Origin of the sequence: Chryseobacterium sp. 22458, assembly GCF_052044975.1 — a bacterium.
GTDB lineage: Bacteria > Bacteroidota > Bacteroidia > Flavobacteriales > Weeksellaceae > Chryseobacterium.
The window spans coordinates 88,206-111,640 of the sequence record NZ_JBQEOA010000007.1 but is presented as its reverse complement, the minus strand read 5'-3'; the positions used below and the strand labels follow the sequence as shown (position 1 = coordinate 111,640).

Annotated in this window: 28 protein-coding genes; 16 read left to right on the top strand and 12 right to left on the bottom strand. The window is 37.1% G+C overall.

Annotated elements, in window-relative coordinates:
* Positions 1-3: 3 nt before the first annotated feature.
* Complete coding sequence (locus tag ACTJJF_RS20250) at positions 4-375, bottom strand: winged helix-turn-helix transcriptional regulator (RefSeq protein ID WP_440700821.1); 372 nt, start codon at positions 373-375, stop codon at positions 4-6.
* Positions 376-468: 93 nt separating this feature from the next.
* Here ACTJJF_RS20250 and ACTJJF_RS20245 point away from each other — a divergent pair, with 93 nt between their 5' ends.
* On the top strand, positions 469-912 hold the full coding sequence (locus tag ACTJJF_RS20245; RefSeq protein WP_440700820.1) for a DUF3291 domain-containing protein: 444 nt from the start codon (positions 469-471) through the stop codon (positions 910-912).
* Positions 913-947: 35 nt separating this feature from the next.
* Here the strand turns inward: ACTJJF_RS20245 and ACTJJF_RS20240 are convergent, their stop codons facing one another.
* The 3 genes from ACTJJF_RS20240 to ACTJJF_RS20230 all read right to left on the bottom strand — a co-directional run bounded on the left by ACTJJF_RS20240 (position 948) and on the right by ACTJJF_RS20230 (position 3,452).
* A complete protein-coding gene (locus tag ACTJJF_RS20240) occupies positions 948-2,009 on the bottom strand; it encodes an NAD(P)H-dependent flavin oxidoreductase (RefSeq protein ID WP_440700819.1) in 1,062 nt (353 codons plus the stop codon).
* Positions 2,010-2,072: 63 nt separating this feature from the next.
* Entirely contained in the window at positions 2,073-2,570 is a 498-nt protein-coding gene (locus ACTJJF_RS20235; RefSeq protein WP_440700818.1) for a hypothetical protein, read from the bottom strand.
* Between the two features lie 6 nt (positions 2,571-2,576).
* Positions 2,577-3,452 carry an aldo/keto reductase gene (locus tag ACTJJF_RS20230; protein ID WP_440700817.1) on the bottom strand — a complete coding sequence of 292 codons (876 nt, stop codon included), beginning with the start codon at positions 3,450-3,452 and terminating at the stop codon, positions 2,577-2,579.
* 314 nt (positions 3,453-3,766) lie between these two features.
* On the opposite strand from ACTJJF_RS20230, the gene ACTJJF_RS20225 reads away from it, so the two are divergent.
* A complete protein-coding gene (locus ACTJJF_RS20225) occupies positions 3,767-4,201 on the top strand; it encodes a GNAT family N-acetyltransferase (RefSeq protein WP_312302678.1) in 435 nt (144 codons plus the stop codon).
* Positions 4,202-4,669: a GNAT family N-acetyltransferase gene (locus ACTJJF_RS20220; RefSeq protein WP_440700816.1), complete on the top strand. Its 468-nt coding sequence runs from the start codon at positions 4,202-4,204 to the stop codon at positions 4,667-4,669.
* On the opposite strand, the gene ACTJJF_RS20215 is transcribed toward ACTJJF_RS20220, so the two are convergent.
* Both ACTJJF_RS20215 and ACTJJF_RS20210 read right to left on the bottom strand, forming a co-directional pair.
* The gene (locus ACTJJF_RS20215) at positions 4,643-5,542 is read right to left on the bottom strand and encodes a LysR family transcriptional regulator (RefSeq protein WP_440700815.1); all 900 of its coding nucleotides are present in this window, start codon (positions 5,540-5,542) and stop codon (positions 4,643-4,645) included. The genes ACTJJF_RS20220 and ACTJJF_RS20215 overlap by 27 nt on opposite strands.
* Positions 5,543-5,582: 40 nt before the next feature.
* Positions 5,583-6,329: a metallophosphoesterase family protein gene (locus ACTJJF_RS20210; RefSeq protein ID WP_440700814.1), complete on the bottom strand. Its 747-nt coding sequence runs from the start codon at positions 6,327-6,329 to the stop codon at positions 5,583-5,585.
* A 315-nt stretch (positions 6,330-6,644) separates the two neighbouring features.
* On the opposite strand from ACTJJF_RS20210, the gene ACTJJF_RS20205 reads away from it, so the two are divergent.
* The 6 genes from ACTJJF_RS20205 (at position 6,645) to ACTJJF_RS20180 (ending at position 11,636) form a co-directional block, all read left to right on the top strand.
* Positions 6,645-7,262, top strand: coding sequence for an NAD(P)H-dependent oxidoreductase (locus ACTJJF_RS20205; RefSeq protein WP_440700813.1), 618 nt, complete (start codon positions 6,645-6,647; stop codon positions 7,260-7,262).
* Positions 7,259-8,143 carry an NAD-dependent epimerase/dehydratase family protein gene (locus tag ACTJJF_RS20200; RefSeq protein ID WP_440700812.1) on the top strand — a complete coding sequence of 295 codons (885 nt, stop codon included), beginning with the start codon at positions 7,259-7,261 and terminating at the stop codon, positions 8,141-8,143. The genes ACTJJF_RS20205 and ACTJJF_RS20200 overlap by 4 nt, the downstream gene beginning before the upstream one ends.
* Position 8,144: 1 nt before the next feature.
* Positions 8,145-8,432, top strand: a complete 288-nt coding sequence (locus ACTJJF_RS20195; protein WP_440700811.1) for a putative quinol monooxygenase — start codon at positions 8,145-8,147, stop codon at positions 8,430-8,432.
* Between the two features lie 80 nt (positions 8,433-8,512).
* Positions 8,513-9,190 (top strand): type 1 glutamine amidotransferase domain-containing protein, encoded by a 678-nt coding sequence (locus ACTJJF_RS20190; protein ID WP_440700810.1) that lies wholly within the window; start codon positions 8,513-8,515, stop codon positions 9,188-9,190.
* Between the two features lie 207 nt (positions 9,191-9,397).
* A complete protein-coding gene (locus ACTJJF_RS20185; protein WP_440700809.1) occupies positions 9,398-10,381 on the top strand; it encodes an aldo/keto reductase in 984 nt (327 codons plus the stop codon).
* Positions 10,382-10,667: 286 nt separating this feature from the next.
* A complete protein-coding gene (locus ACTJJF_RS20180; RefSeq protein WP_440700808.1) occupies positions 10,668-11,636 on the top strand; it encodes a cyclase family protein in 969 nt (322 codons plus the stop codon).
* Positions 11,637-11,821: 185 nt separating this feature from the next.
* On the opposite strand, the gene ACTJJF_RS20175 is transcribed toward ACTJJF_RS20180, so the two are convergent.
* From ACTJJF_RS20175 to ACTJJF_RS20165, 3 genes are all read right to left on the bottom strand, one after another.
* Positions 11,822-12,265: a carboxymuconolactone decarboxylase family protein gene (locus ACTJJF_RS20175; protein WP_440700807.1), complete on the bottom strand. Its 444-nt coding sequence runs from the start codon at positions 12,263-12,265 to the stop codon at positions 11,822-11,824.
* Between the two features lie 8 nt (positions 12,266-12,273).
* Complete coding sequence (locus ACTJJF_RS20170; protein WP_440700806.1) at positions 12,274-12,705, bottom strand: DoxX family membrane protein; 432 nt, start codon at positions 12,703-12,705, stop codon at positions 12,274-12,276.
* A gap of 63 nt (positions 12,706-12,768) precedes the next feature.
* A complete protein-coding gene (locus ACTJJF_RS20165; RefSeq protein ID WP_440700805.1) occupies positions 12,769-13,341 on the bottom strand; it encodes a Crp/Fnr family transcriptional regulator in 573 nt (190 codons plus the stop codon).
* Between the two features lie 63 nt (positions 13,342-13,404).
* Between ACTJJF_RS20165 and ACTJJF_RS20160 the strand changes: the two genes are divergently transcribed.
* The 4 genes from ACTJJF_RS20160 (at position 13,405) to ACTJJF_RS20145 (ending at position 17,243) form a co-directional block, all read left to right on the top strand.
* Entirely contained in the window at positions 13,405-13,770 is a 366-nt protein-coding gene (locus ACTJJF_RS20160) for a DUF1304 domain-containing protein (protein ID WP_440700804.1), read from the top strand.
* Positions 13,771-14,307: 537 nt separating this feature from the next.
* On the top strand, positions 14,308-15,558 hold the full coding sequence (locus tag ACTJJF_RS20155; RefSeq protein ID WP_440700803.1) for a quaternary amine ABC transporter ATP-binding protein: 1,251 nt from the start codon (positions 14,308-14,310) through the stop codon (positions 15,556-15,558).
* A gap of 1 nt (position 15,559) precedes the next feature.
* Positions 15,560-16,387 (top strand): ABC transporter permease, encoded by an 828-nt coding sequence (locus tag ACTJJF_RS20150; RefSeq protein WP_312302639.1) that lies wholly within the window; start codon positions 15,560-15,562, stop codon positions 16,385-16,387.
* Between the two features lies 1 nt (position 16,388).
* Positions 16,389-17,243, top strand: coding sequence for a glycine betaine ABC transporter substrate-binding protein (locus ACTJJF_RS20145; protein WP_440700802.1), 855 nt, complete (start codon positions 16,389-16,391; stop codon positions 17,241-17,243).
* A gap of 292 nt (positions 17,244-17,535) precedes the next feature.
* Here the strand turns inward: ACTJJF_RS20145 and ACTJJF_RS20140 are convergent, their stop codons facing one another.
* Positions 17,536-17,913: a winged helix-turn-helix transcriptional regulator gene (locus ACTJJF_RS20140; RefSeq protein ID WP_047424526.1), complete on the bottom strand. Its 378-nt coding sequence runs from the start codon at positions 17,911-17,913 to the stop codon at positions 17,536-17,538.
* A 91-nt stretch (positions 17,914-18,004) separates the two neighbouring features.
* On the opposite strand from ACTJJF_RS20140, the gene ACTJJF_RS20135 reads away from it, so the two are divergent.
* Both ACTJJF_RS20135 and ACTJJF_RS20130 read left to right on the top strand, forming a co-directional pair.
* Positions 18,005-18,997, top strand: coding sequence for an NADP-dependent oxidoreductase (locus tag ACTJJF_RS20135; RefSeq protein WP_312302627.1), 993 nt, complete (start codon positions 18,005-18,007; stop codon positions 18,995-18,997).
* A 4-nt stretch (positions 18,998-19,001) separates the two neighbouring features.
* Positions 19,002-19,478 carry a cupin domain-containing protein gene (locus ACTJJF_RS20130; RefSeq protein WP_440700801.1) on the top strand — a complete coding sequence of 159 codons (477 nt, stop codon included), beginning with the start codon at positions 19,002-19,004 and terminating at the stop codon, positions 19,476-19,478.
* 142 nt (positions 19,479-19,620) lie between these two features.
* Here ACTJJF_RS20130 and ACTJJF_RS20125 read toward each other — a convergent pair whose 3' ends face one another.
* Positions 19,621-20,082, bottom strand: a complete 462-nt coding sequence (locus tag ACTJJF_RS20125) for a thioredoxin fold domain-containing protein (RefSeq protein ID WP_440700800.1) — start codon at positions 20,080-20,082, stop codon at positions 19,621-19,623.
* Positions 20,079-22,148: a TonB-dependent receptor plug domain-containing protein gene (locus tag ACTJJF_RS20120; RefSeq protein WP_440700799.1), complete on the bottom strand. Its 2,070-nt coding sequence runs from the start codon at positions 22,146-22,148 to the stop codon at positions 20,079-20,081. Before ACTJJF_RS20120 ends, ACTJJF_RS20125 begins: the two co-directional genes overlap by 4 nt.
* Positions 22,149-22,269: 121 nt before the next feature.
* Here ACTJJF_RS20120 and ACTJJF_RS20115 point away from each other — a divergent pair, with 121 nt between their 5' ends.
* Complete coding sequence (locus tag ACTJJF_RS20115; protein ID WP_440700798.1) at positions 22,270-23,421, top strand: homogentisate 1,2-dioxygenase; 1,152 nt, start codon at positions 22,270-22,272, stop codon at positions 23,419-23,421.
* Positions 23,422-23,435: the final 14 nt, after the last annotated feature.

Sequence of the window (23,435 nt, the reverse complement as noted above, 5' to 3'; positions counted from 1 at the left end):
GGCTCACTTTTGAGACAGCTTTTTTTTGGTTTCTAAAGTAATTTTCCCCCAATCGTTAATATGATCAAGTAAAGGGATAAATGTCAAACCCAAATCAGATAAGCTGTATATCACTTTTACCGGAGGCTTGGTCCCAAACACGGTTCTTGTTATGAGCTGATCTCTTTCCAGTTGTCTTAATTGGATGCTTAAGGTTGTCTCTGTAATAAAAGAAAGCTCTTTCTTCAGCTCACCAAACCTTTTATCTCCATTTTTTAAATGGCAGAGAATAACTCCTTTCCATCTTCCTCCAATAAGATCCATAACAAAACTTACTGCACAGGGATAAGATTTTTGATCAACATTAATATAGGAAGTCTCACATTCTTTTTTCATTTTTTTAATAGTATCTATATTGATAGTTATTTTATACTAATGGTACAGGACCTATTTTTACACAATATTAATAAGAATAAAAGAAATAGAAAAATGTACCAACTAGCACAAATTAATATTGCCAGAATGATTGGAACCAATATTGAAGATCCCATAATGACTGAGTTTGTAAGTCATCTTGATTCAGTCAACCAATTGGCCGAAGAAAGTGATGGATTTATCTGGAGACTGAAAGATGATGAAAACAATGCTACAGGCTTTAATCCATTAAATGATGAACAAATCATGATCAACTTATCTGTATGGAAAACCATAGAATCCTTGGAATACTACACTTATAAAACATTTCATGTAGATTTTTTGAGAAGAAGAAAAGAATGGTTTCAAAAATATGGAAAAGCTTACTATGCATTGTGGTGGATTAAAAATGATGAATACCCTGATATAGATGAAGCTTTGAAACGTTTAGAATATTTGCAGGAAAACGGTCCTTCATCCTATGCATTTAATTTTCAGTCTGTTTTTCAAAAGCCATAGTCGAGAAATTTAATGTAAACCAGAACTTTTATGTTCTAAACAGCCTCTACCTGTTCAATCAGATTTCTCAGGATCTCTGTGGTAGAATGTTCACTGTAATCGTGAATAGACTGCCCGGTCCAAATTCCCACAAAATCTATATTCTGCTGAAGTTTGGCTGCTTTACGCAGTTCATTGGTCAGTTTATTCTGATAGGGATAGGGTAAAATGTATCCTGAGTTTTCAACCGTTTCTATATATTTATTCCTGATCCCTCTGGCAAATCGTCCTGAAAAACTTCTTGTCAGCATAATATCTTCTTCTTTTACCTTTTTAAGCCTTTCTTTTTCAAAAGGTTTCAATGCACTTTCTTCAGATACCAGCAACAGGCTTCCCACCTGAAAACCCTGTGCCCCCAGATCTTTTGCTGCATGTAGTGTTCCGGCATTATAAATACCGCCCGCATAGATCAAAGGTATTTTCACATGATCATATACCTGCGACAATAATGAGAATCCTCCGATCTGTGGAATATGGTCTGCATCAAATGCTCCCCGGTGGCCACCTGCTTCAATTCCCTGTACACAGATGATATCTGCCCCTGATCTTTCCAGAATCAAAGCCTCCTCTACCGAAGTACAGGTCCCGATAAGAACCGTTCCGTTTGCTTTTAATTTTTGGATACTTCCAACATCCAGGCTTCCGAAGATAAAGCTTACTATTTTACAGTTTTCATCAATAATGGGATCTATCAGATCATGATAGCTTTTTATCTGGATAGCACTAAGTTCAGGAAGAGTGACGTCAATATTATTTTCTCTTGCCAGATCTTCTATAAACTGTTTTGTTTTATGATATTTCTCCCTAAGAGCATCTGTTATTTCAGGAATATGATGGGCAAAAATGTTGACAGCAAAAGGTCTGTCTGTTAACTTCCGGGTTTCTCTGATAAGTTCAACAGACTGATCTGCAGAAAGGTCTGCCAGCGCCAGTGATCCCAGGCAATCGGCTTTCCCTGCTGCTGCAACCATTTGCGGCGTACTCATTCCAAACATTGGTGCCTGAATGACAGGGTATTTAACCCCTAATTTTTTACTGATTGTATCGGGCCAGAACATAAGAATTATTTTAAATAAAATTTACGAAAAAAACAGGTATAGAGGTTAGAGTTCCTCATGATATTACTCATTACTCTTTAGAATCCAGGCTTCATATTTTTCTTCCACCCATTTTTTCATGTACTCATTAAATTCAAACAAAAACAATTCAACATCTGTTTCAAAATACTCTACAGGCAGCTCTTCTTTGATATTAACTTCAATATCCTCATCCACATTGATCAGAAACTGCTGTGAGCCGATGTCAGAAATATCATAATCACAAAAATTATAATTCTGCTTCAGGCTTTTAAAATCTGAATCCAATAATATTTCCAGATAATCCAATATCTTTTCAGGTACCCTACCCTTTTCCTGAAACAGATCAGAATTATTCTTTGCCCTGTCTTCATGTTCAGCAACGCTCATCTGAAGGAGATAATTGAAATCATCATCAATCAAAAATTCAATAGCTAAAAGCCTGTAACTAAACCCTTCATACTTTGAAAACGAAAAAATATAGCCACTGTTTAAAGTGACTAATTTTTTATCTTTATCAAATCTTTTGGAATAAATCCACATTTGCAATTAAATATCTGCTACAGATTTCAGCATTTTCTGCTCCCATTCCGGATCTTTCGGGTCAAAGAATAATCTTTTTCCTGTATCTAAAGAACGAACGATATTCATTTCATTTTCTGTCAGCTCGAAATCAAATACATTAAAATTCTCTTCAATTCTTGATGGTGTTACAGATTTCGGAATCACAACAAACCCTTCCTGCAAATGCCATCTTAAAATAACCTGAGCAACCGTTTTACCGTATTTCTCCGCAACTGCTTTCAGAGCTTCATTGTTCAAAAGATTCGCATTACCGTTTCCAAGCGGGCTCCATGGCTGTGTTACAATATTATTTTCTCTGTCATAAACCTGTAATTCTTTCTGCTGGAAAACAGGATGCAACTCAATCTGATTGATAACAGGCAAAACCGTTGAATTAGCTTTCAGTTCCTCTAATTTCTCAACCGTAAAATTACAAACACCTATGGCTTTGATCTTCCCTTGCTGATACAGTTCTTCCAATGCCTTCCAGGTTCCCAGAAAATCTCCGTATGGCCAGTGAATAAGATACATATCCAGATAATCCATCTGCAATCGGTCTAATGTTCTCTGAAAAGCACTTTTAGCTTTCTCATACCCATGATCCTGAACCCATACTTTTGAAGTAATGAAAAGTTCATCCCTGTTTACGCCACTGTTTTTCACAGCAGCCCCTACAGCCGTTTCATTCTGATAAATAGCAGCCGTATCAATCATTCTGTACCCTGTCTGAATGGCTTTAATCACAGCATTCTCACATTCTTTCAGATCTTCCATCTGCCATACTCCAAATCCTAAAGCCGGAATTTCTACTCCGTTATTTAAAGTGACCACAGGTTGCCCTGTATAGGTTTTCTTTTGCATAATCTCTTGATTTTTGATTTAATATAAAGTGATTAAACAAATTTGCAATAAAAAATCGGGATTTCAACTTACCAATTTTACCGTTTTTGTTAAAAAATGAGTCTTTACAGATGCAAGGGTTTCATTTCCGATAAAATTTATACCCAAAAATTATACAGAAATCATATCTATGCACACGTGCTGAAAGTCTCGATTTTCTTGTGCCTTAAAAATAGATATAATGCACTATAACCTTTGTGCTTTGGCATTTTTTTCAACATTTTATATTCTGGCTTACCGCAACTATTTTCTTATTTTTGTGTAAATTTAAAATCATGACACATCATATCAGACCAGCCGGCACGGGAGATTATCCGGCTATTATGGAAATCTGGGAATCTGCAGTAAAGGCTACCCACGATTTCCTGACTGAAGAGGATTTCAACTATTTTAAAGAAGCTATTCCAAGAGATTATCTTCCCAATCTGGAGGTGTATTTGATTACAGAAAATGATGAAGCCAAAGGTTTTGCTTCAGTAGTGGAAGGTAACCTGGAAATGCTGTTCATTCATAACGATATGCGTGGAAAAGGCTATGGAAAGGAACTTTATCAGTTTATGAAAGAAAAAACAGGGCTCACTAAAGTAGATGTCAATGAACAAAATCCGCAGGCGATTGGCTTTTATGAAAAAATGGGATTCAAAAAAGTAGGAAGGTCGGAAAAAGATGGTTCAGGAAAAGATTATCCACTTATTCATATGAGTCTGTAGATGGAAGAATTTACGTTTTATAAGATCAGTTCAGATTCGGAGATCCCGTATAGCTTGTTATTACTGGCGGATGAAACTATCGAAGCGATCAATCAGTATATTTTCAGTTCCGATATTTATCTTTTGTCTTCAGGGTATGAAGATATTGCTGTGATGGCATTATACAAAAACAGTGATATTGAGCTGGAAATAAAAAATATGGCCGTTATTGAAAGCTACAGAAGTAAGGGGATCGGCAGTCTTCTCATCAGTAAGGCAAAAGAAATTGCCAAAGACAATGATTATAAAACCTTAGCAGTAGGAACCTCAGATACAGGGTTCCAGCAGATAAGATTTTATGAAAGAAACAACTTCATTCAAACGGGAATACGAAAAGATTTCTTTATTGAAAATTACCCATCTCCTATTTATGAAAACGGTTTACAGATGCGGGATATGGTTTTACTTACCCATCACCTTACTGAATAATCCTTTGATATGCTCTATTTCCGTTTGGTAATTGGTTTTCTTTCTGCATCCGAAGTAAAGGGTATTTTCAAGTTTTTTCTTCCCTTCCCAGATCAGCTGTATTTCTCCGCTCTCAATGGCATTTTTACATAAGAAATCAGGGACAACAGCAAGCCCGGTTCCTCCTTTCAGACAACGGACGATGGAGTTCAGATTAGGAACAATATAGTTGGGACGGAAATTCGGTTTATGCCCGAAATTTAAAGTCCAGTATTGGAAAAGATGTTCCATATCTCCGGTGGTTCCGTACCATTTCTCATTCTTCAGCCAGTCTTCAATCTGTTCTGCATCTTTTGTTTTCAGCACTTTATTGAAAGCAGCTTTATCAACGTCTTTCCCTCCAACCAAAACGATCTGCTCAGACGAGAATGCTTCATGTTCTATATTGGGAGAAGATCCTTTCTTCGGAGTGATAATAAGATCCAGAATACCTTTATCAAGCTGATCCAGCATTTCCGGATATTCTCCAAAACTGATGATCAGGTTAAAAGGTAATGTAGAAACATATTGCTCCAGTGTAGTCTGAAAGGTTTCAAAACACATTCCGACACTGATGGTTGGGGTATGCTTTTCTGTAGATTTCTGAAAGTTTTTTTCTACATCCTCCAATCTTGTCAGAGGCTCTGCTACGGCATTGAATAATACTTTTCCTCTCTCTGTAGGAATCATTTTTCTTCCGGTCCTGTCGAATAATTTATATCCTACGTACGCTTCCAGTGAGCTTAAATGCAAGCTCACTCCGGGCTGCGAAATGAATAAAGCATCAGCGGCACCCGTTAATGTCCCGGTTTTATAGATCGCCTTAAAAGTACGATACCATTCTAAATTGACCATGACTTATTTATTAATATTATAATGCAAATTTACAAAATAATTATAATATTAATAGATTATCCTTTCTTAAAAAGGAGGCATAATAATCCGGAATCGCGCTTTCTTCGATCTCACGGGCAGTTTTTTCAAACGGATATCGTAGCTGTACAATTTCAGGAATTATTTTTTCTTCATCCATCGCCAGAACCAAATAGGAAGCCAGTCTGTTTTCTTCTTTAGATCGCCCCACAGAACCACAGTTGATGGCCCATTTATTATTTTCAAACTGCTTTTTAAATGACAGATGGGTATGTCCCATCACAATCAGATCAGCCCCGGATTTACCCAGCATATTGATAAAAATCTCATCATTTTCGGATTCGTATAAATAAGTATCATTGCTTTCCAGAGTGGAATGCACCAGTTGGATATTCCAATGCTTATCCCCAATTTTATAGTTTAACTTTAAATGGAAAGGAAGTCCTGAAAGAAATTTTTTGTTTTCATCTGTAATATGTTTTTTTGAATGGTCTATAGCAATAAATCTTGCCTTGGTTTCTTCTTCAGAATGCTTATCTAAACGAAAAACAGGCATATTAAAAGCAATCCTTTCATCATGATTTCCCATCAGACAGGGAATATTCAGATCTCTGATTTTTTGAATCACTTCATTCCCCCAGGGAGCAAAATCTACCAAGTCGCCCAAACAGAACTTCTGATGAATTCCTCTTTGGTCCATATCTTTCAACACCACTTCCAACGCAGGAAGATTCCCATGTACATCACTGAAAATCGCTATCTGTATCATTATCATTCAATTTGCCAAACAAATGTACATGACACAGGATGAAATTAACGCTTTAAGGATATGATATTTAACCATAACAATCAATTTGTATTCACCAATTAATTTACTGTTATTACTAATAGTAGCGGATTAGCAATTATAAAATATTTAAATAAAACACTGCATTCAATTTTATTCCGTAATCTCACAAACCGGCTAATCGACACAAAAAACACATGTATCATTATTATGATAGTTTGATATAATTTATATTATTTTTATTATATAAAATACTCTACTAAATTTGCAGAGTAAAATTTAAACAATCATAAAAAAATGAAAAAAGTACTTATCATCAACGGAGGGCAGAACTTCGGACATTCCGGAGGAAAATATAATCAGACTATCGCAGAAAACACATTGGCAGTTCTTCAGGAATTTGAAAATGTAGAAATAAAAATGACAAATGTAAGTGAGGGATATGATAAACATGAAGAAGTAAAAAAATTCGTGTGGGCAGATTATATTATTTACCACACTCCAATCTGGTGGTTCCAGCTCCCTAACGGGTTGAAAAAATACATCGATGAAGTTTTCACAGCAGGTCATACCAAAGGAATTTATATGAGTGACGGAAGAAATGCAGCCAATCCGGAGATCAATTACGGAACGGGAGGAATGCTTGCCGGCAGAAAATATATGCTGACCACAAGCTGGAATGCACCTGCAACAGCCTTTACGCTTCCAGGAGAGTTTTTCAATGAAAGAAGTGTAGATGACGGGCCGTTATTCGGGTTCCACAGAATGAATGCTTTTGTGTCTTTAGAAAAAATGGAGAGCTTCCACTTCCATGATGTGGAAAAGAATGCCAATATAGAGCGTGATATGAAGCTTTACAGGGAACATGTGAAAAACGTATTCGAAAAAGAATTAAAACCGGAATTAGTATCATGAAAAAAATACTGATCACAGGTATTACCGGCTATATAGGCGGTAGCATCGCTAAAAAACTGCTTGAAAGGGGTTATGAAGTAACCGGATTGGTTCGTAACGAAACCCAGGTACAAGAGCTGGAATCATCAGGAATCAAGACAATCATCGGAAGTATTCACAATGAAGATCTGATAAGAAAAGCTGTTGCTGATGTTGATGCTGTAATTCATAATGCTGATTCTGCAGATGATGCCTATGCTGCAGATAATTTTATCAAAGCAATGGAAGGAAGCCATAAGACATTCATATTCACTTCAGGATCTGCCATTTTCGGTGGTAAGGAAAACGGTAAAAGAAGTGATTTTGTTTTTACAGAAGATTTTCCTTTAACTCCAAGACTGGAAATGGCGTCAAGGGTGCTTATTAACAATTATGTTCTTCAATCTGTTCAAAAAGATATAAGAAGTATTGTTATTGTCCCTACAATGGTATACGGAGAAGGTCTGGGAATAAAAAAAGAAAGTATCCAGATTCCGGCTTTAGTTAATTTTTCTCAGAAAAAAGGGCACGGTGTCTATTTTGGTGAAGGCGAAAATATCTGGTCCAACTTACATATTGAAGATTTGGCAGAGCTGTATGTACTGGCCCTGGAAAAAGCAAAAGGCGGTTCCATCTATTATGCAGAAAATGGACAATCTTCTTTAAAAAACATTGCAGAAATCATCAGTAAAAAATACAATCTGAAACCTGCCCGATCTTTAAGTATACAGGATGCCGTTGATAATTTCGGGCCTGCGGGTGGCTATTTCGGTTTTGCATCCAACAGCAGATGCAGTGCAGACAAAGCCAGAACAGAACTGGAATGGAACCCTATCTATAACTCTATTGAAAATTTTATTTAATATGAAAATTCATCTTACAGCAATTATAAAAGCCAAAGAAAAACACCGTTCAGAAGTATTGGAAGTTCTTCAGAATATGGTAAAAGAAACAAGAAAAGAAGAAGCCTGTGAACTATACAACCTTCACCAGGGAATTGAAGACAAAAACCACTTTGTATTTTACGAAATCTGGAAAAGTGAAGAAGGATTGGCCCAACATAATGAGCAACCTTATATTAAAGCTTTTGGAGCTTTGATTGATGAAAAACTTCAGGAAATACCTCAACTTTATATCACCAATCTCATTTAAATATGAAAAAACTGACACTTTTATTTCTCAGCCTTTTTACAATAGGATTTATCCAGGCACAACACCAAAAATCCAGTGATATGAAAAAGAAAATTTTATTCGTCGTTACAAGCCATGATAAAAAAGGAAATACAGGCGAAGATACAGGATATTATCTGGGTGAAGTTTCACATCCATGGGAAGTTCTTCATCACGCAGGATATGAAATTGACTTTGTAAGCCCTAAAGGCGGAACTCCTCCGGTAGACGGATTCGATTTAAAAGATCCTGTAAATAAAGAGTTCTGGGAAAATAAAGAATACAAAAACAAGATCGATCATTCTATGACGCCGTCACAGGTGAATCCGAAAGAATATTCAACCATCTTTTATGCAGGAGGCCACGGAGCCATGTGGGATCTTGCAGATAATAAAGTCCTTGCAGATATTGCTTCAAAAATTTACGAAAACGGAGGCATTGTTGCAGGGGTATGCCATGGCCCGGCAGGATTGGTAAATATCAAACTGAACAGCGGCAAGTACTTGGTTGATGGTAAAAAAATCAATGCTTTTACCAATGAAGAAGAATCTGCAGTAAAATTAACGAATGTTGTTCCTTTCTTACTGGAAAACAAATTAAAAGAAAGAGGAGCACAATTTGAAAAATCCGGACTTTGGCAGAACCATGTAGTTACTGATCAGAGAGTTATCACCGGGCAAAATCCGCAATCTGCAAAAAGTGTGGGAGAAGCAATTTTAAAAGAATTAAATCATAAATAATTTTAACCACAAAAGTCACAACAGCTTTCAAACACTTAAGAAGAGGCTATTCAGAATACAGAGAAGAATATTTAAGTTCTTTTTAAATACAAAAAATTCTTAAAAGCCTCACTTTTGAAACGGCGAGAATTCCCCTCCTCCGGAGGGGTGGCGAAAATTCAAAGAATTTTTGACGGGGTGGTTTACATATAAAAATTTTAAAACAAAATGGAATACAGAAAATTAGGAAATACAGATTTAGAATTATCAGCAATCACGCACGGAGCTTTTGCCATTGGTGGTAACATGTGGGGTGGCAATGAAAAGCAAGATTCTATTGGCTCTATTCACGCATCATTGGATCATGGAGTAACTTCTATTGATACGGCACCTTTCTACGGTTTCGGATTAAGCGAAGAAATGATTGGTGAAGCCATCAAAGGAAAAGACCGTTCAAAAATCCAGCTGCTAACTAAATTCGGACTGGTATGGGACGGAAGCAACAACGGAAAAGGAGAGTTTTTCTTTGATGCTGAAGATGAAGGAAAAGTAATTCCTGTATATAAATTAGCGTCTAAAGAAAACATCATCAAAGAAGTTGAAGAAAGCTTAAAAAGGCTGGGGACTGATTATATTGACCTTTTACAACTTCACTGGCCAGACAGCACCACAGCAATCAGCGAAACAATGGAAGCTATGGAATTATTGATCCAGCAAGGAAAAATTCGTGCAGCAGGGGTAAGTAACTATAGTGTTGCCCAAATGGAAGAAGCTAACAGAACTTTAAAATTAGCCAGCAATCAGGTTTCTTACAGTATGCTGAACCGTTCTATTGAAAATGATCTTGTCCCTTATTCTTTAGAGAACAATTCAGGAATCATCGTATACAGCCCAATGGAAAGAGGTCTTTTAACAGGTAAATATTTTAAAGATAATAAATTAAAAGATAACGACCACAGAAACGGGTATTTCTCTCAGTTTGATTTAAATAAAGTAAAAACGTTCCTGGAAAAAATTGAACCTATTGCTCAGGAAAAAGGAGCCAGCCTTTCCCAACTGGTATTAAGATGGACTACTTTACAACCCGCCATCACAGTAGTATTAGCAGGAGCCAGAAATGCAGAGCAGGCTATTGATAATGCAAAAGCAATGAACATCAGCCTTTCTCAGGAAGAACTGAACTTCATCAATACTGCTTTAAGCGAGATTTAATCTAAATGTAGGGAGATGGAAGAGGGAGGATGGAAGCACTGTCAGGTTATTGATGACTTACAGTCTTTTAATTTAAATAATGACAACAATCTAATCAGTAAAATATTAGTTGTTGATCACTTCAAAAACTTTCCTCTTCCCTCCTCCAGCTTCCTTTCTCTTTTAAAGGAAAGTAACCCCGGAAGCATATTTCAATAAGCGGGAATAACAGTGATTCAAACACGGCAGAAACTCCCCTCTTCTCTCCTCCAGCTTCCTTTCTTTTAACCTCAAACATCATAAAAAAATGAAAAATAATCTGATCAAAATGTTCGGGTTAGCCACATTATTGACTATAAACAGCGTTTCATTAAATGCTCAGACCCTTGTCAATCCTGCAGACCAATCATGGTATCCTTCTGCTTACGGAGTTCAGGATGAAATTGGAGCAGCCAATTTATTAACCCCGGAAGTAGTAAAACAGGCGCTTGGATTGGTAAAACAGGGTAAAACGTTAGCACTTGCGGTTCCTATTGATAAAAACTTACCGGCTTTCAGACACAGAAGTTTCAATTTATATAATATTCAACCGGGAGAACAAGGTGGAAAAAGTATTGGCCCAAACAAATTCACCTTCAATGATGAATTGGTCAACGGATGGACCGGAGTTGGCACCCAGCTTAATGGTATCGGGCACATCGGTATTGATAATGTTTACTACAACGGAAATAAAGCTACTGATTTTGTAACCGTAGAAGGTGTGAAAAAACTGGGTGTTGAAAAAGTACCTCCTTTCGTTACAAGAGGCGTAGTCCTTGATATGACTACTCATTATGGAAAATCAATTGTACCCGGCGGAACAGAATTTACCGTTGAGGATATCAAATCTGTTTTAAAGAAACAGGGTATTACTTTGAGAAAAGGAGATGTTATTCTCTTCAATACAGGATGGCTTGAACTGGTAGGTAAAGACAACAAACAATTCTTAGAAACTGAACCGGGAATCGGAATGGATGCCGCAAAATGGTTAGCTGACCAGGGAATTGTTGCTTTCGGTGGTGACACCTGGGCTTCTGAGGTCTATCCAAATCCAAAAAGCAAGGAAGAGTTTCCCATCAACCAATATATGCTGGCTAAAAAAGGAATCTATAATTTGGAATTAATTGACAGCCGCCCGCTGGTAAAACAAAAAGTATGGGAATTCCTGTTCGTACTGGGGCAACCTCTCTATGTAGGTTCTACCCAGGTGAATGTGAATCCGGTTGCTGTTTATTAATTTTTTTCTCAGTTTTCAGAAATAAAAGGTAATTAATAGTCCGGATCTGAGGTACTGGTCACCTAATTTTAAAAAATATCAATTACAGAATTAATGCCCACGAAACCTTCTGCTTTGCTATTTCACATCATAAAAAAAGAACTTTTCAGTGTTGAAAAGCTCTTTTTTTTATAGATAATTCTTACCTACTTAGCGATTGGCATATGCGTACTGATTGCAATTCTGTTCCATGCATTGATGGTTACAATCGCCATAATGATCTGGGCAATCTGGCTATCATCGAAGAATTTTTTTGCCTTTTGGAAGGTCTCTTCAGTTAATCCGTTTTGGCTGATCAGCGTAATTTCTTCCGTCATTGCCAAAAGTACCTGTTCTTCTTCTGTAAAGAATTCTTTTGCTTCTGTCCATCCGTTCAGAATAAAAATTCTTTGAGGAGTTTCACCATATTTGATGGCATCTTTGGTGTGCATATCAAGGCAGAAAGCACATTTATTGATCTGTGAAGCCCTGATTTTAATTAATTCTTTCTGAATGTGAGTTAAAGAAGTGGTCTGTAAATATCCTTCTAATCCCATCATCGCTTTGTAAGCTGCTGAATCTAATGTTGCAATATTTAATCTTGCGCTCATAATATGTATTATTTTTTGGTTAATTGATCTATACTTAAAGAATAATGTTGCTGAACCGCCAGTAAGAGAGCTCCGGCACTTCCTACCCATACAGAATAGTTGAGTGGAGCTTTAGGCCCTGAAGCAATGGTCATGGATATGGCAAAAATCAACAGCAGAATACTGCTTCCATATGCTGCAAACTTTGTTTTAAATCCAAAGATTAGCATCAAAGGAAAAAGAATCTCTAAAAAGGTAGCAGCATAGGCTGAAACCGTACTTAAAGCTTCCGGTAGAAAAAATGTCAGCTGCCTTGTATATTCTTTAAAACGCTCCATATTTCCCCATGATGAATTTTCTTTGCTCCAAAATCCAAATCGGTCTGCCACTGCAGAAAGCATGGTTACAGCAAGAGCAAGTCTTAAAAATAGCTGCGGAAATTGATTTTTGATATCTGTCATTGTATTGGCTTTTAATAACATGACAAATTTCCGGTTTATGATCCGTAAAAATCTTAAACTGGTTTAAGATCGTAACTTCGCCCTGATTTCACTCAGATACTCAGGCGTAAGATTCAAAAAGGAAGCAATAAGATATTGAGGAATTCTTTGGATAAACCACGGATACAATGTGCTGAAATGCATATAAAGTTCTTCTCTGGACATTTCATACAAATACCGGATTCTACGCTCTGAAGCGGCATAAGCTCTTTGGTAGACCATACGGAAATACCGTTCCATTACAGGATGTTTTTTCAACAATTCTTCTTGGCGCTCAAGATCAATTACCAGAATAGAAGAATGTTCCACTGCCTGTATGGAAAAATCTGTTGATATCTGTCTTTCGTAAGCAAATGTATCGGTAATCCACCAGTTTTCAATAGCAAATTCTGTAGTTTGCTCTACACCTTTTTCATTGATAAAGAACTTTCTGAGACATCCTTTAACTACAAAATACATGGTCCGGCAGATCTCTCCTTCCAGCACCAGATTTTGCTTCTTTTTTACATCCAATACCTCGAAAAATGATACAATAGATGCATATTCTTCATCTGTTATGGTAATAAATTTATGTAAATGTGCTTTGAATGGATTCATTGTACAAATTAATACTCAAACTTAACTTTATTTTTTTAGTTTTACAATGAGAAAATATTTATTATGGAAATCGTTGCTAAAATTCTGATCGCTGTTGTGGCACTGGAACACCTTTATATCCTTTGGATGGAAATGTTTGCCTGGGAAACGAAAGGAAAAGAAGTTTTCAAAGCTGCTTTACCTGCAGAAATGTTTAAACCTACCAAAGGACTCGCTGCTAATCAGGGGCTTTACAATGGTTTTCTGGCTGCCGGGCTGATCTGGTCTTTTCTGATCAAAAATCCGCAGTGGCAAACCAATGTAGCCTTATTTTTCTTAGGATGCGTAGCTGTAGCAGGAATTTATGGAGCAATTTCTGCAACGAAGAAAATATTCTTTGTACAGGCTTTGCCCGCAATTCTGGCGATTATTGCCGTTTTACTCAAGTAATTTCGCAGTCCAGACTCTAAAGATCACTTTATTTTTATCTTCTCTTTACTTTTTTATTTTTTAGCAGGAAAGAAAAAAATCACGGACTATAACTCATTTTATAAACATACTAAAAATCAACACCTTACTGCTAAAAAAATCCATTTAATATAAAATTCGTAAATTTGCACCGTCATAAAAAATTGATACACAGTTTTTTTATGCTGGCCTGCATTTTGATGCAAAGTAGGCATTCAAGTTGTTCAGTACACATATCTGTAATTACCTCATCAGTAATTTAATTGTAGAATCTATGTAAAAGATTAATTTCTTTTTACATAATACACTCTTTTTCTAGAGTATAATCTATTGAAATATTTAAAATAAACATAAAGCCTTATGGTTCTTATGCATTATTTTTTTTGTTGAAGCTTTTATGATTAAGAGCTCGGCAAACTATTTTATCCTATCGTCATCAGCAGAACAACTAAAGCTAAACATATATAATGAATTGGTGTACAATTTATTATATCAATTATTAATTCAAAAATTCTGAATATGGAAAAAAATGAAAACAGTAGAAAAGTAAAACTTAAAGTGGAAGACCTGACTATTATTTTTGGCAAGAACAAAGAAAAAGCACAGGAACTTTTAGACAAAGGCTTTTCCAAAAAGGAAATTCTTGAAAAAACAGGTTGCACCATAGGAATCAACAAAGCAAGTTTTGAAATCTATGAAGGTGAATTCTTTGTCATCATGGGATTGTCAGGTAGTGGAAAATCTACATTACTCCGCTGCCTTAACAGGCTGAATGAGCCTACTTCAGGGAAAGTATACATCAATGACGATGATATTACCGGGAAAAACAATAAAGAACTGCTGGAAGTAAGAAGAACGGAAATGAGTATGGTATTCCAGAAGTTCGGTTTGCTGCCTCATCATACGATTTTAGACAATGCAGGTTTCGGGCTGGAGATAAGAGGAGAAGATAAAGCATCCCGGGATAAAAAAGCGCAGAAGGCACTTGATATTGTAGGATTGAATGGTTTCGAAAATCAATATCCCTCACAACTTTCAGGAGGAATGCAGCAGAGGGTCGGGTTAGCAAGAGCTTTGGCAAATAATCCTGAGGTTTTGCTTATGGATGAGGCCTTCTCTGCACTGGACCCACTGATAAAATCTGAAATGCAGGACCAGATGCTTGAACTGCAGAATACATTGCAAAAAACCATTGTATTCATTACCCATGACCTGGACGAAGCTATTAAAATCGGAGACCGTATCGTCATTATGAAAGATGGGGTCATAGAGCAGATAGGAACAGCCGAAGATATTTTAACCAACCCTGCCAGCGATTATGTAAAAGCTTTCGTAGAAAAAGTGGACCGTAAAACAATCATCACGGCCAGATCTCTGATGTTCGACAAAGCTACGGTGGTACGCTTCAGAAAAGACGGTCCTGAGGGAGCTTTAAGAAAAATGAGAACCACAGGCCTGGAAAACCTACCGGTCGTAGATTTTCAGAATAAATTTCTGGGTTTTGTAACCCTTAATGATGTGGTCCGGATCGCTAAAAAGAAAGAACCTACAGTAGAATCAATTATCAACAGTAATGTTCCTTCAGTTTATCCTGAGGTAACAGTAGAAGAAATGCTTCCGCTGATCTCAGAAAATAAATCGTCCATTGCTGTTATTGATGAAGATAATAAATTTTTAGGTCTTGTTACCCAGTTATCTCTTGTCATAGAAGCCACCAAGTTTAACGAAGAGGAAATTATTGAATTAAAAGAAATCGCAAACAACCAATAAGATGAATAAAACTATAGATATAGGTCAATATGTAGAAACTGCAATCAATTGGCTCACAGAAAACGGAAAACCTGTATTTGATGTCATAAAACATATAGGAAACTCTTCTATCATGGGAATTGAATGGATTCTGACAACCACCCCCTTTTATGTCATTATTCTCTTTTTTACCCTATTGGCACTATGGAAGGCCGGAAAAGGTATCGCTGTGGTAACCGCAGCCGGACTGAGTTTGATATTTTTAATGGGATTATGGAAAGAAACTATGGAAACCCTGGCCCTTATATTTGTGTCCACGATTACAGCTCTTATCCTTTCTATCCCTCTGGGAATTTTCGCTGCTAAAAGCAAAATAGCAGACAAAATCATCCGCCCGTTACTGGATTTAATGCAGACCATGCCCGCATTCGTCTATCTGATTCCTGCCGTATTATTTTTCAGTATCGGTAAGGTTCCCGGTGCTTTTGCCACCATTATCTTTGCGATGCCGCCTGCAGTACGATTAACAACCTTGGGAATTGAAGCTGTTCCGAAAGATATTGTAGAGGCAGCCAGAGCATTTGGAGCAACCAACCGTCAGATTTTGTTTAAAGTAGAGCTTCCTCTGGCGATGAAAACTATTTTAACAGGAATCAATCAAACCATACTCTTATCTTTATCCATGGTGGTTATTGCAGGGATGATTGCTGCTGGTGGCTTAGGAGAAAAAGTACTGGAAGGAATTAATAACCTGGATATCGGATTAGGATTTGAAAGTGGTTTATCCGTTGTGATTTTAGCCATCATCCTCGACAGGATTACCCAGGGATTTGTAAAGAAAAAACAATAAAATGAAACAATTAAAATACCTTTTTTTTCCCGTTTTAATGTTCATTTTTACTGCATTAAATTCGTGTGAAAACATAAAAAATTCTAAATACATCACTATAGGAATGGTAGACGGCTGGGCAGAAGATGTAGCGATGACTCATGTTGCTAAAGCTATTCTTGACGAGCAGGGCTATCATGTCATTATTCAGAAAGCCTCTACGGATATGATTCTGGCTTCGATGAACAATGAAGATACAGACCTTTTCATGGGAGTCTGGCTTCCTTACACCCATGCCAAAAAACTCGCTAAATTTCCGGGATTAACTCATCTTGGAACCAATTATGACAACGGCCGTATAGGATTGGTAGTTCCGGAATACGTTCCTGTTAATTCCATTGAAGAACTCAATCAGCATCAGGATCAGTTCAACCATAGAATCATAGGAATTGAGAAAGGAGCAGGGTTAACAACCGGTACAGATAAAGCCATTGTTGATTATCAACTGGATTACAAACAGATCAACTCCTCTACCATTGCCATGATCACAGAATTACAGAATGCCATACAGCGCAAACAATGGATTGTGGTCACAGGATGGCAGCCCCATTGGATGTTCGGTAAAATGAAGCTTAAATTTCTTGACGATCCCAAAAAGATATTTGGAGAAGCAGAACAGATTAAAACCTATTCCAGAAAAAGCTTTGGAAAAGATCATCCGGAATTGGCAAAATTCTTTTCTAAACTTCATTTTGATGATGAAAACATGTCTGATCTTTTAATGAAAATGGAACAGAGTAAAAATAAAGAAGCTACTGCCAAAGAATGGGTGAAAGATCATTCTGAACTTATACAGTCCTGGCTAGATAAAAATTAATAAACAATTTGGTATTATCAAAAATTCTCAGCTCCACACGGGTCTGGGGATTTTTTTATCGACATAGATTAATTGATTTTCTCTCTTATGAAGCAATATTATTAGTCATCGCTAAGGCGCAAAGAAATTTAATAATATACCTCTTTAAGGCGCAAGAAAATCAAAGATTTTCAGCAAGTTTGTTTCAGTTAAAATTCAACAGAATTAAATTTCATCAAGGATAAAATCCTTGCGCCTTAAGGCATATTTAAAGGAAAATTCTTGCGTCTTTGCGTTTTCCAATATCTCATAACTACCCCATTGATTCTTTAATTTTTTCCCGATGAAGTATTCCCCAATTTACCAATGTTTCTGTCACAGGAAATACTGATTTTCCATATTCAGTCACAGCATACGTTACCGTAATAGGTTTCGTATCCTGAATGGTTCTGGTGATCAGAAGATTGGTTTCCAGTTCTTTTAATTCTTTGCTCAGCATTTTGGCGGATATCCCTTCAATACTGCGTTCCAGCTTTTTAAAATGGATCATCTGATCAGGTCTGTTAGTCAGATATCTGAGGATCATCAGTTTCCATTTTCCTCCCAGAACATCCAGGCTATCCCGCATTGCGAACAATTCTTCAGTACAGCTGGCTTCTCTTTCGATGCCGTTTTCAGTAATTTTTGCCATAATAGTTTCATGAAGGTAACTAGTTACCATTAGTTAACTAGTAGCAAATATAAACTATTCCCGTTTTACATTTGTACATCAAATCAATCCTATGAAAGCAGTTATTTTAAACAAAAATTTTAAACTTGAAGATGGTTTTACAGAAAAACCTCAACCGAAAACTCATGAAGTCCTAATCCGGATTATAGCAAGCGGCTTCAACCCCATCGATTATCAGATGCTGGAAAATGAGCTGGAACGAAAACTAGTCAGTTCTCCGATCCTGGGACGTGAGTTATCCGGAATTGTTGTAGAAAAAGGAGCTGACGTTACTCAGTTCAATATTGGAGACGAAGTCTTCTGCGGAAGCGGATCTATGGGAAGCAACGGAACCTATGCAGAATATATTGCCGTTCCTGAAGCCATTGTAGCCCTTAAGCCGGGAAATATTTCCTTTGAACAGGCAGCCTCGATTCCATCAGCAGGACTGACTTCCCTTCAAATTTTTAACAGGTTGCAGCTACAGCCGGAACAGACGCTTCTGATAACCGGAGCAGCTGGCGGAGTAGGATCTTTTTTAATCAGAATCTTACGGGCTCATGATTTTAAAAATTTTATTGTTACTGCAGGGAGTGAAGAAAACAGGCAAATGCTTATCAATCTGGGGTTAAAGGATCATCAGATTATTAATTATAAAGAAAAGGATCTGATCGGAAATATTTTAAAAGCCAATAAGGATCAGCCTTTTGATATCGGAATTGATCTGGTAGGAAATTATATGGCTGAAGTTACAGCCGAAGTTTTAAAAATCAATGGTACGTATGTAGATGTCACCGCTTTGGTAACAAAAGATGCTCATGAAATCCTTTTCAACAAAGGAGCTTTAATGATGAATATCTCCAATTATACATATAGCATGGTCAAAAAGTATGATTATTACCAAAACAGTTTAAAAGAGATCAAAAAACTGATCGAAACCGGAGCGATTACACCGCCTCAGATTAAAATAATAGGAGACTTGTCTCTCAGTACAGTCCTTCAGGCACATTCCATTTTAAAAAATAACCAGACACAGGGGCATAAACTTGTCATGAAAAACTCATAAAGCAATGAACAAAATACCAAGACGTATCGTTACCGGAATCAGAGCAGGAAAATCTGCCATTGTAGAAGATCAGCAGGTTGAGAATGCTGTAGAACATTTTCCGGGACTTATTATTTCAGATATATGGAATACGCAAACCATGCCGGCAAACTTAGAATTTGAAACCAGAATCCCGAATACCGGATTTCCACAAACTCCCAAAAACGGCACTTATTTCCGATATGTAGTGGTTCCACCGGATAAAGATTTAGGGATTGAACTTAAAAAAGGACAAGCTCATCCGATGATGCACCAAACGCCAACACTGGATTATATCATTATTCTTTCCGGTGAGCTTTATCTCATCATGGAAGAAGGAGAAACGCTTCTGAAACCGGGTGATATAGTAATTCAGCGGGGAACCAATCATGCGTGGAGCAACCGCTCTGATGAACCTTGTATTCAACTGGCGGTGTTGATAGATGCGGATGGTCAATATTAAACTAATTGAAAGATTTAATTATTTAAAAATTTAAAGATTGGATAGTTCTCACAAATTTTAAAGTTCAATCAAATCAAAAATCTGCGGGATCTGTGTAATCTGCGAGAAATAAAAAAGAAAACTTTATAAACAAACAACCACCTTACAAACCGGAAATCTCCTTCAGTTTCTGTTTCATTTTTTCAGGCGTCATCTGCCCCTCCTGATAATACACCAGATTCTGATGTTTATCAAGGAATACCCATAAAGGATAAACAGGCTGATTTTTATTTTTTGACAAAGCCAGCGCCAATTCATGAATTCCGGAATTGCCATTCTGCAGATATTCAAACTCCTGATTCTGGAAATGGACTTTCTCTTTTGTTTTCTCTGCCTCGAAATTGATAAAATAAAAATGATCATTCATCATATTCACCAGTTCTTTATCTTTACTCAAACGGTAAGATTCTATTTTACAGACCGCACACCAGTCCGTATAAAGATGGATCACTACAGGTTTGGAAGATTCTTTTCGCAAAACTTCAAGTTCAGAAAAAGTGCCTGTCTTCATCTGAGACAGATAAAAACAGGGCACTAACATTAAAAATAAAGCTATTTTTTTCATTTTAAAGTGTATTTCACTCCCAGAAAACCTCTGATGCGCTGCATTGGAGCATAGCCATAAGCTGTATCGAAAGTATAATGATTCGGATTGTTAATGGGATCATCAACATATTTGTCAAATGGATCAAACGGTCTCATCAAAGGATCTTTAGGAGTAAAATTGAATAAATTTTTCACCCCGCAATACACTTCAAATCCGGATTTGAAAGTCTTTGAGACCTGTATATTCGCTAAAGAATAGAATGGTGAATATTCAGGCCGGTAGTCATTCGGTAAAACAGGCAGCCTCATCGGCCCGTAGAACTGTCCTGTAAAATCGACGGTCAGATTGCTTGGAAATTTATAGGTTAAATTATAAGTTCCACTCCATTTTGGAGCGTGCAACTGTTGTGTTTTTTGATTTTCATTATCAAATTTCTGATAAACATCAAGATAGGTTACTCCCAGGTTAACGCTTAAAGGAAACTGAAAGGCAAAGTCTACATTCAGGGAAGCCCCTCTGGAAATTCCATATCCGTGAAGATTGTCATAGATGATCTTATCAGGATCAGAATCAAAGTCACCTACAATTTTATTGCTGAAATACGTATAGAATGCAGAAGCATCAAGATTTATCAAACGGTTTCCAACAGGAATTTTCCAGATATAATTCAGATTTCCGTTCACTGATCTTTCGGGCTGAAGGTCTGATTTCACAACTACTTCCCTGGAACCGGTTAAAGCAGCATGATCTTCTGTAAACAGATTCACCACCCTGAATCCGGTTCCGAAATTGAAACGCAGCGTATGATAGGGGTTGGGAGAAAATTTCCATGCTAACCTCGGTGAATGTACTGAATGATGTACTTTATCATAATCATATCGGTATCCAAGCAATAAGGTGTTTTTATCGTTAATCTCCCATTGATCCTGAATAAAAGCTCCCCAGATCGGAGATTTCATAGGTGCATTGGTAATCCCGTCTGATGCCAGTGTCCCCGGAGTGTTGTCATCATAAAAAGTCCTTTTAAAAGTAAGGCCGGCTGTGATATCATGCTTTCCGAAACTTCTGTCCCAATAGGTTTGTACAAAAGCTACTTTCTGTAAGGCATTGAACGGATTGGCTCCGTAAAATGAATTCTGATCATGGTAATTATAAGAAAACTGGGTTACAATATGTTCCTTCACCGGCCATTCATACAACCCGAAAACTTCTGCCCTGTTCGTATAAATACTTTCCCCATATACCTCGTCACTTCCCCGGAATGATTTATTCCATTGCATCTCTCCACCAAAGCGGTCCTCGTACAGATATCTCAGGGCGAAGCTAGCCTGCCTGTTCTCCTTTCTTTTAAAGTTCCATTTGTTGAAAACAGAAATCCTGCTCTGTAAAGTAGTGTCTGTGAAATTATCTTTATTCTGATCTATTTTTTCTTTAAAGCTGAAATAATTTAAACTTAATAATGAAGCCGCATTCTTACCTACATTAAATTTTGTGGAAAGATCGAGATTATTTTCAAACCAACTTGTCGTCATAAGATCAACGCTTAGTTTAGGAGCTGTCAAAGCATTTTTGGTGATAATATTGATTACCCCTCCCATTGCTTCAGAACCGTAAATAGAAGATGCAGGTCCTTTTACCACCTCTATCCTGTCCACCAGACTATTCGGGATACCACTCAGGCCATATACAGTAGAAAGTGAGCTTACAATCGGCATTCCGTCAATCAAAATCATGGTATAAGGCCCTTCAAGACCATTGATATGAATATCTCCGGTATTACAGACAGAACAGTTCAGTTGAGGTTTCACTCCATTTACCATGGCAATGGCTTCAAAAATACTCGGTGTCGGATTTTTCTGAAAAAATTTCTGACTGTAGATCTCAACAGCCACAGGACTTTTGGATCTGCTCATCGGCTTTATAGTTCCGGTAACCACTACATCCTCTATATTACTCGTCTTGAATTCTCTTTTAGCAACTCTCACAGAATCCATACTTTGGGGTGAATGTATATTTAAACTGTCTGTCTCCTGGGCAAAACAGTATGATGATAAAAAAGTAATAGAAAATAATATTCGCTTCATGAAATTAAAATTGTTAGGCAAATCTAACAATTATTTTTTAATTACAAAACTTCTGGAAAAATATTGATCAAGCTAATTCATGAAAAATGATTAAATTTGAGAAACTACATATGAAAGTAAAATGAGATATCATCTAGCGGGAAATATCCCACCAAAAAGACACACTATCTTTAAGTCTCCGGAAGATAAATTTTACTATGAACAGCTTTTCGGCACAGAGGGCTTTCATGGGATTTCTTCTTTGTTATACCATATTCACCGTCCTACACAGATCAAATCGATCGGTGAGCCAAAGGATGTAACGCCTAAAATTGCAGTTGAAAAAAATGTGACTCCAAGAATGTTCAAAGGAATGAATGTCACTCCTGAAGACGATTTTCTGGACAGCAGAAAGATCCTTTTGATGAACAATGACCTGAAAATGGGATTGGCCAAGCCAAGAAAATCAATGGATTATTTCTACAAAAATGCAGAATGTGATGAACTTTTGTATGTTCATAACGGAACCGGAATCTTAAAAACATTTGTAGGAGACCTTGAATTCGTAACCGGAGATTATCTTATTATTCCGAGGGGAACTATTTATCAGGTAGAACTGAAATCCGATGATAGAGTATTCTTCGTACTGGAAAGCCACTCTCCTATCTATACTCCGAAGAGATACAGAAATGAATTCGGGCAGCTTCTGGAGCATTCTCCGTTCTGTGAAAGGGATATTATTGCTCCCTCTTTCAAAGAACCTGTGGATGAGAAAGGAGAATTCCTGATCAAAGTAAAAAAAGAAAACCAGATTACAGATTTTATCTATGCAACACACCCGTTTGATGTTGTAGGCTGGGACGGCTATTTTTATCCTTATAAATTCAATATCAAAAATTTCGAACCGATTACCGGAAGAATTCACCAACCGCCGCCGGTTCACCAGAATTTTGAAGGACATAATTTCGTGGTATGTTCATTCTGTGCAAGAATGTATGATTATCACCCACAAGCTATTCCCGCTCCTTACAATCACTCCAATATTGATTCTGATGAGGTATTGTTCTACACAGAAGGTGATTTCATGAGCCGTAACCATATCGACCTGATGGACTTTACCCTTCACCCCGGAGGAATTGTACACGGACCTCACCCGGGAGCGATGGAAAGAAGTATCGGAAAAAAATTCACGGAAGAATATGCCGTAATGGTAGACCCTTTCCGTCCGTTAAAAATTACGGAAGAAGCTTTAAAAGTGGAAGATCCTTCCTATAAAACTTCGTGGCTGGAATAAAATAAGAGAAATAC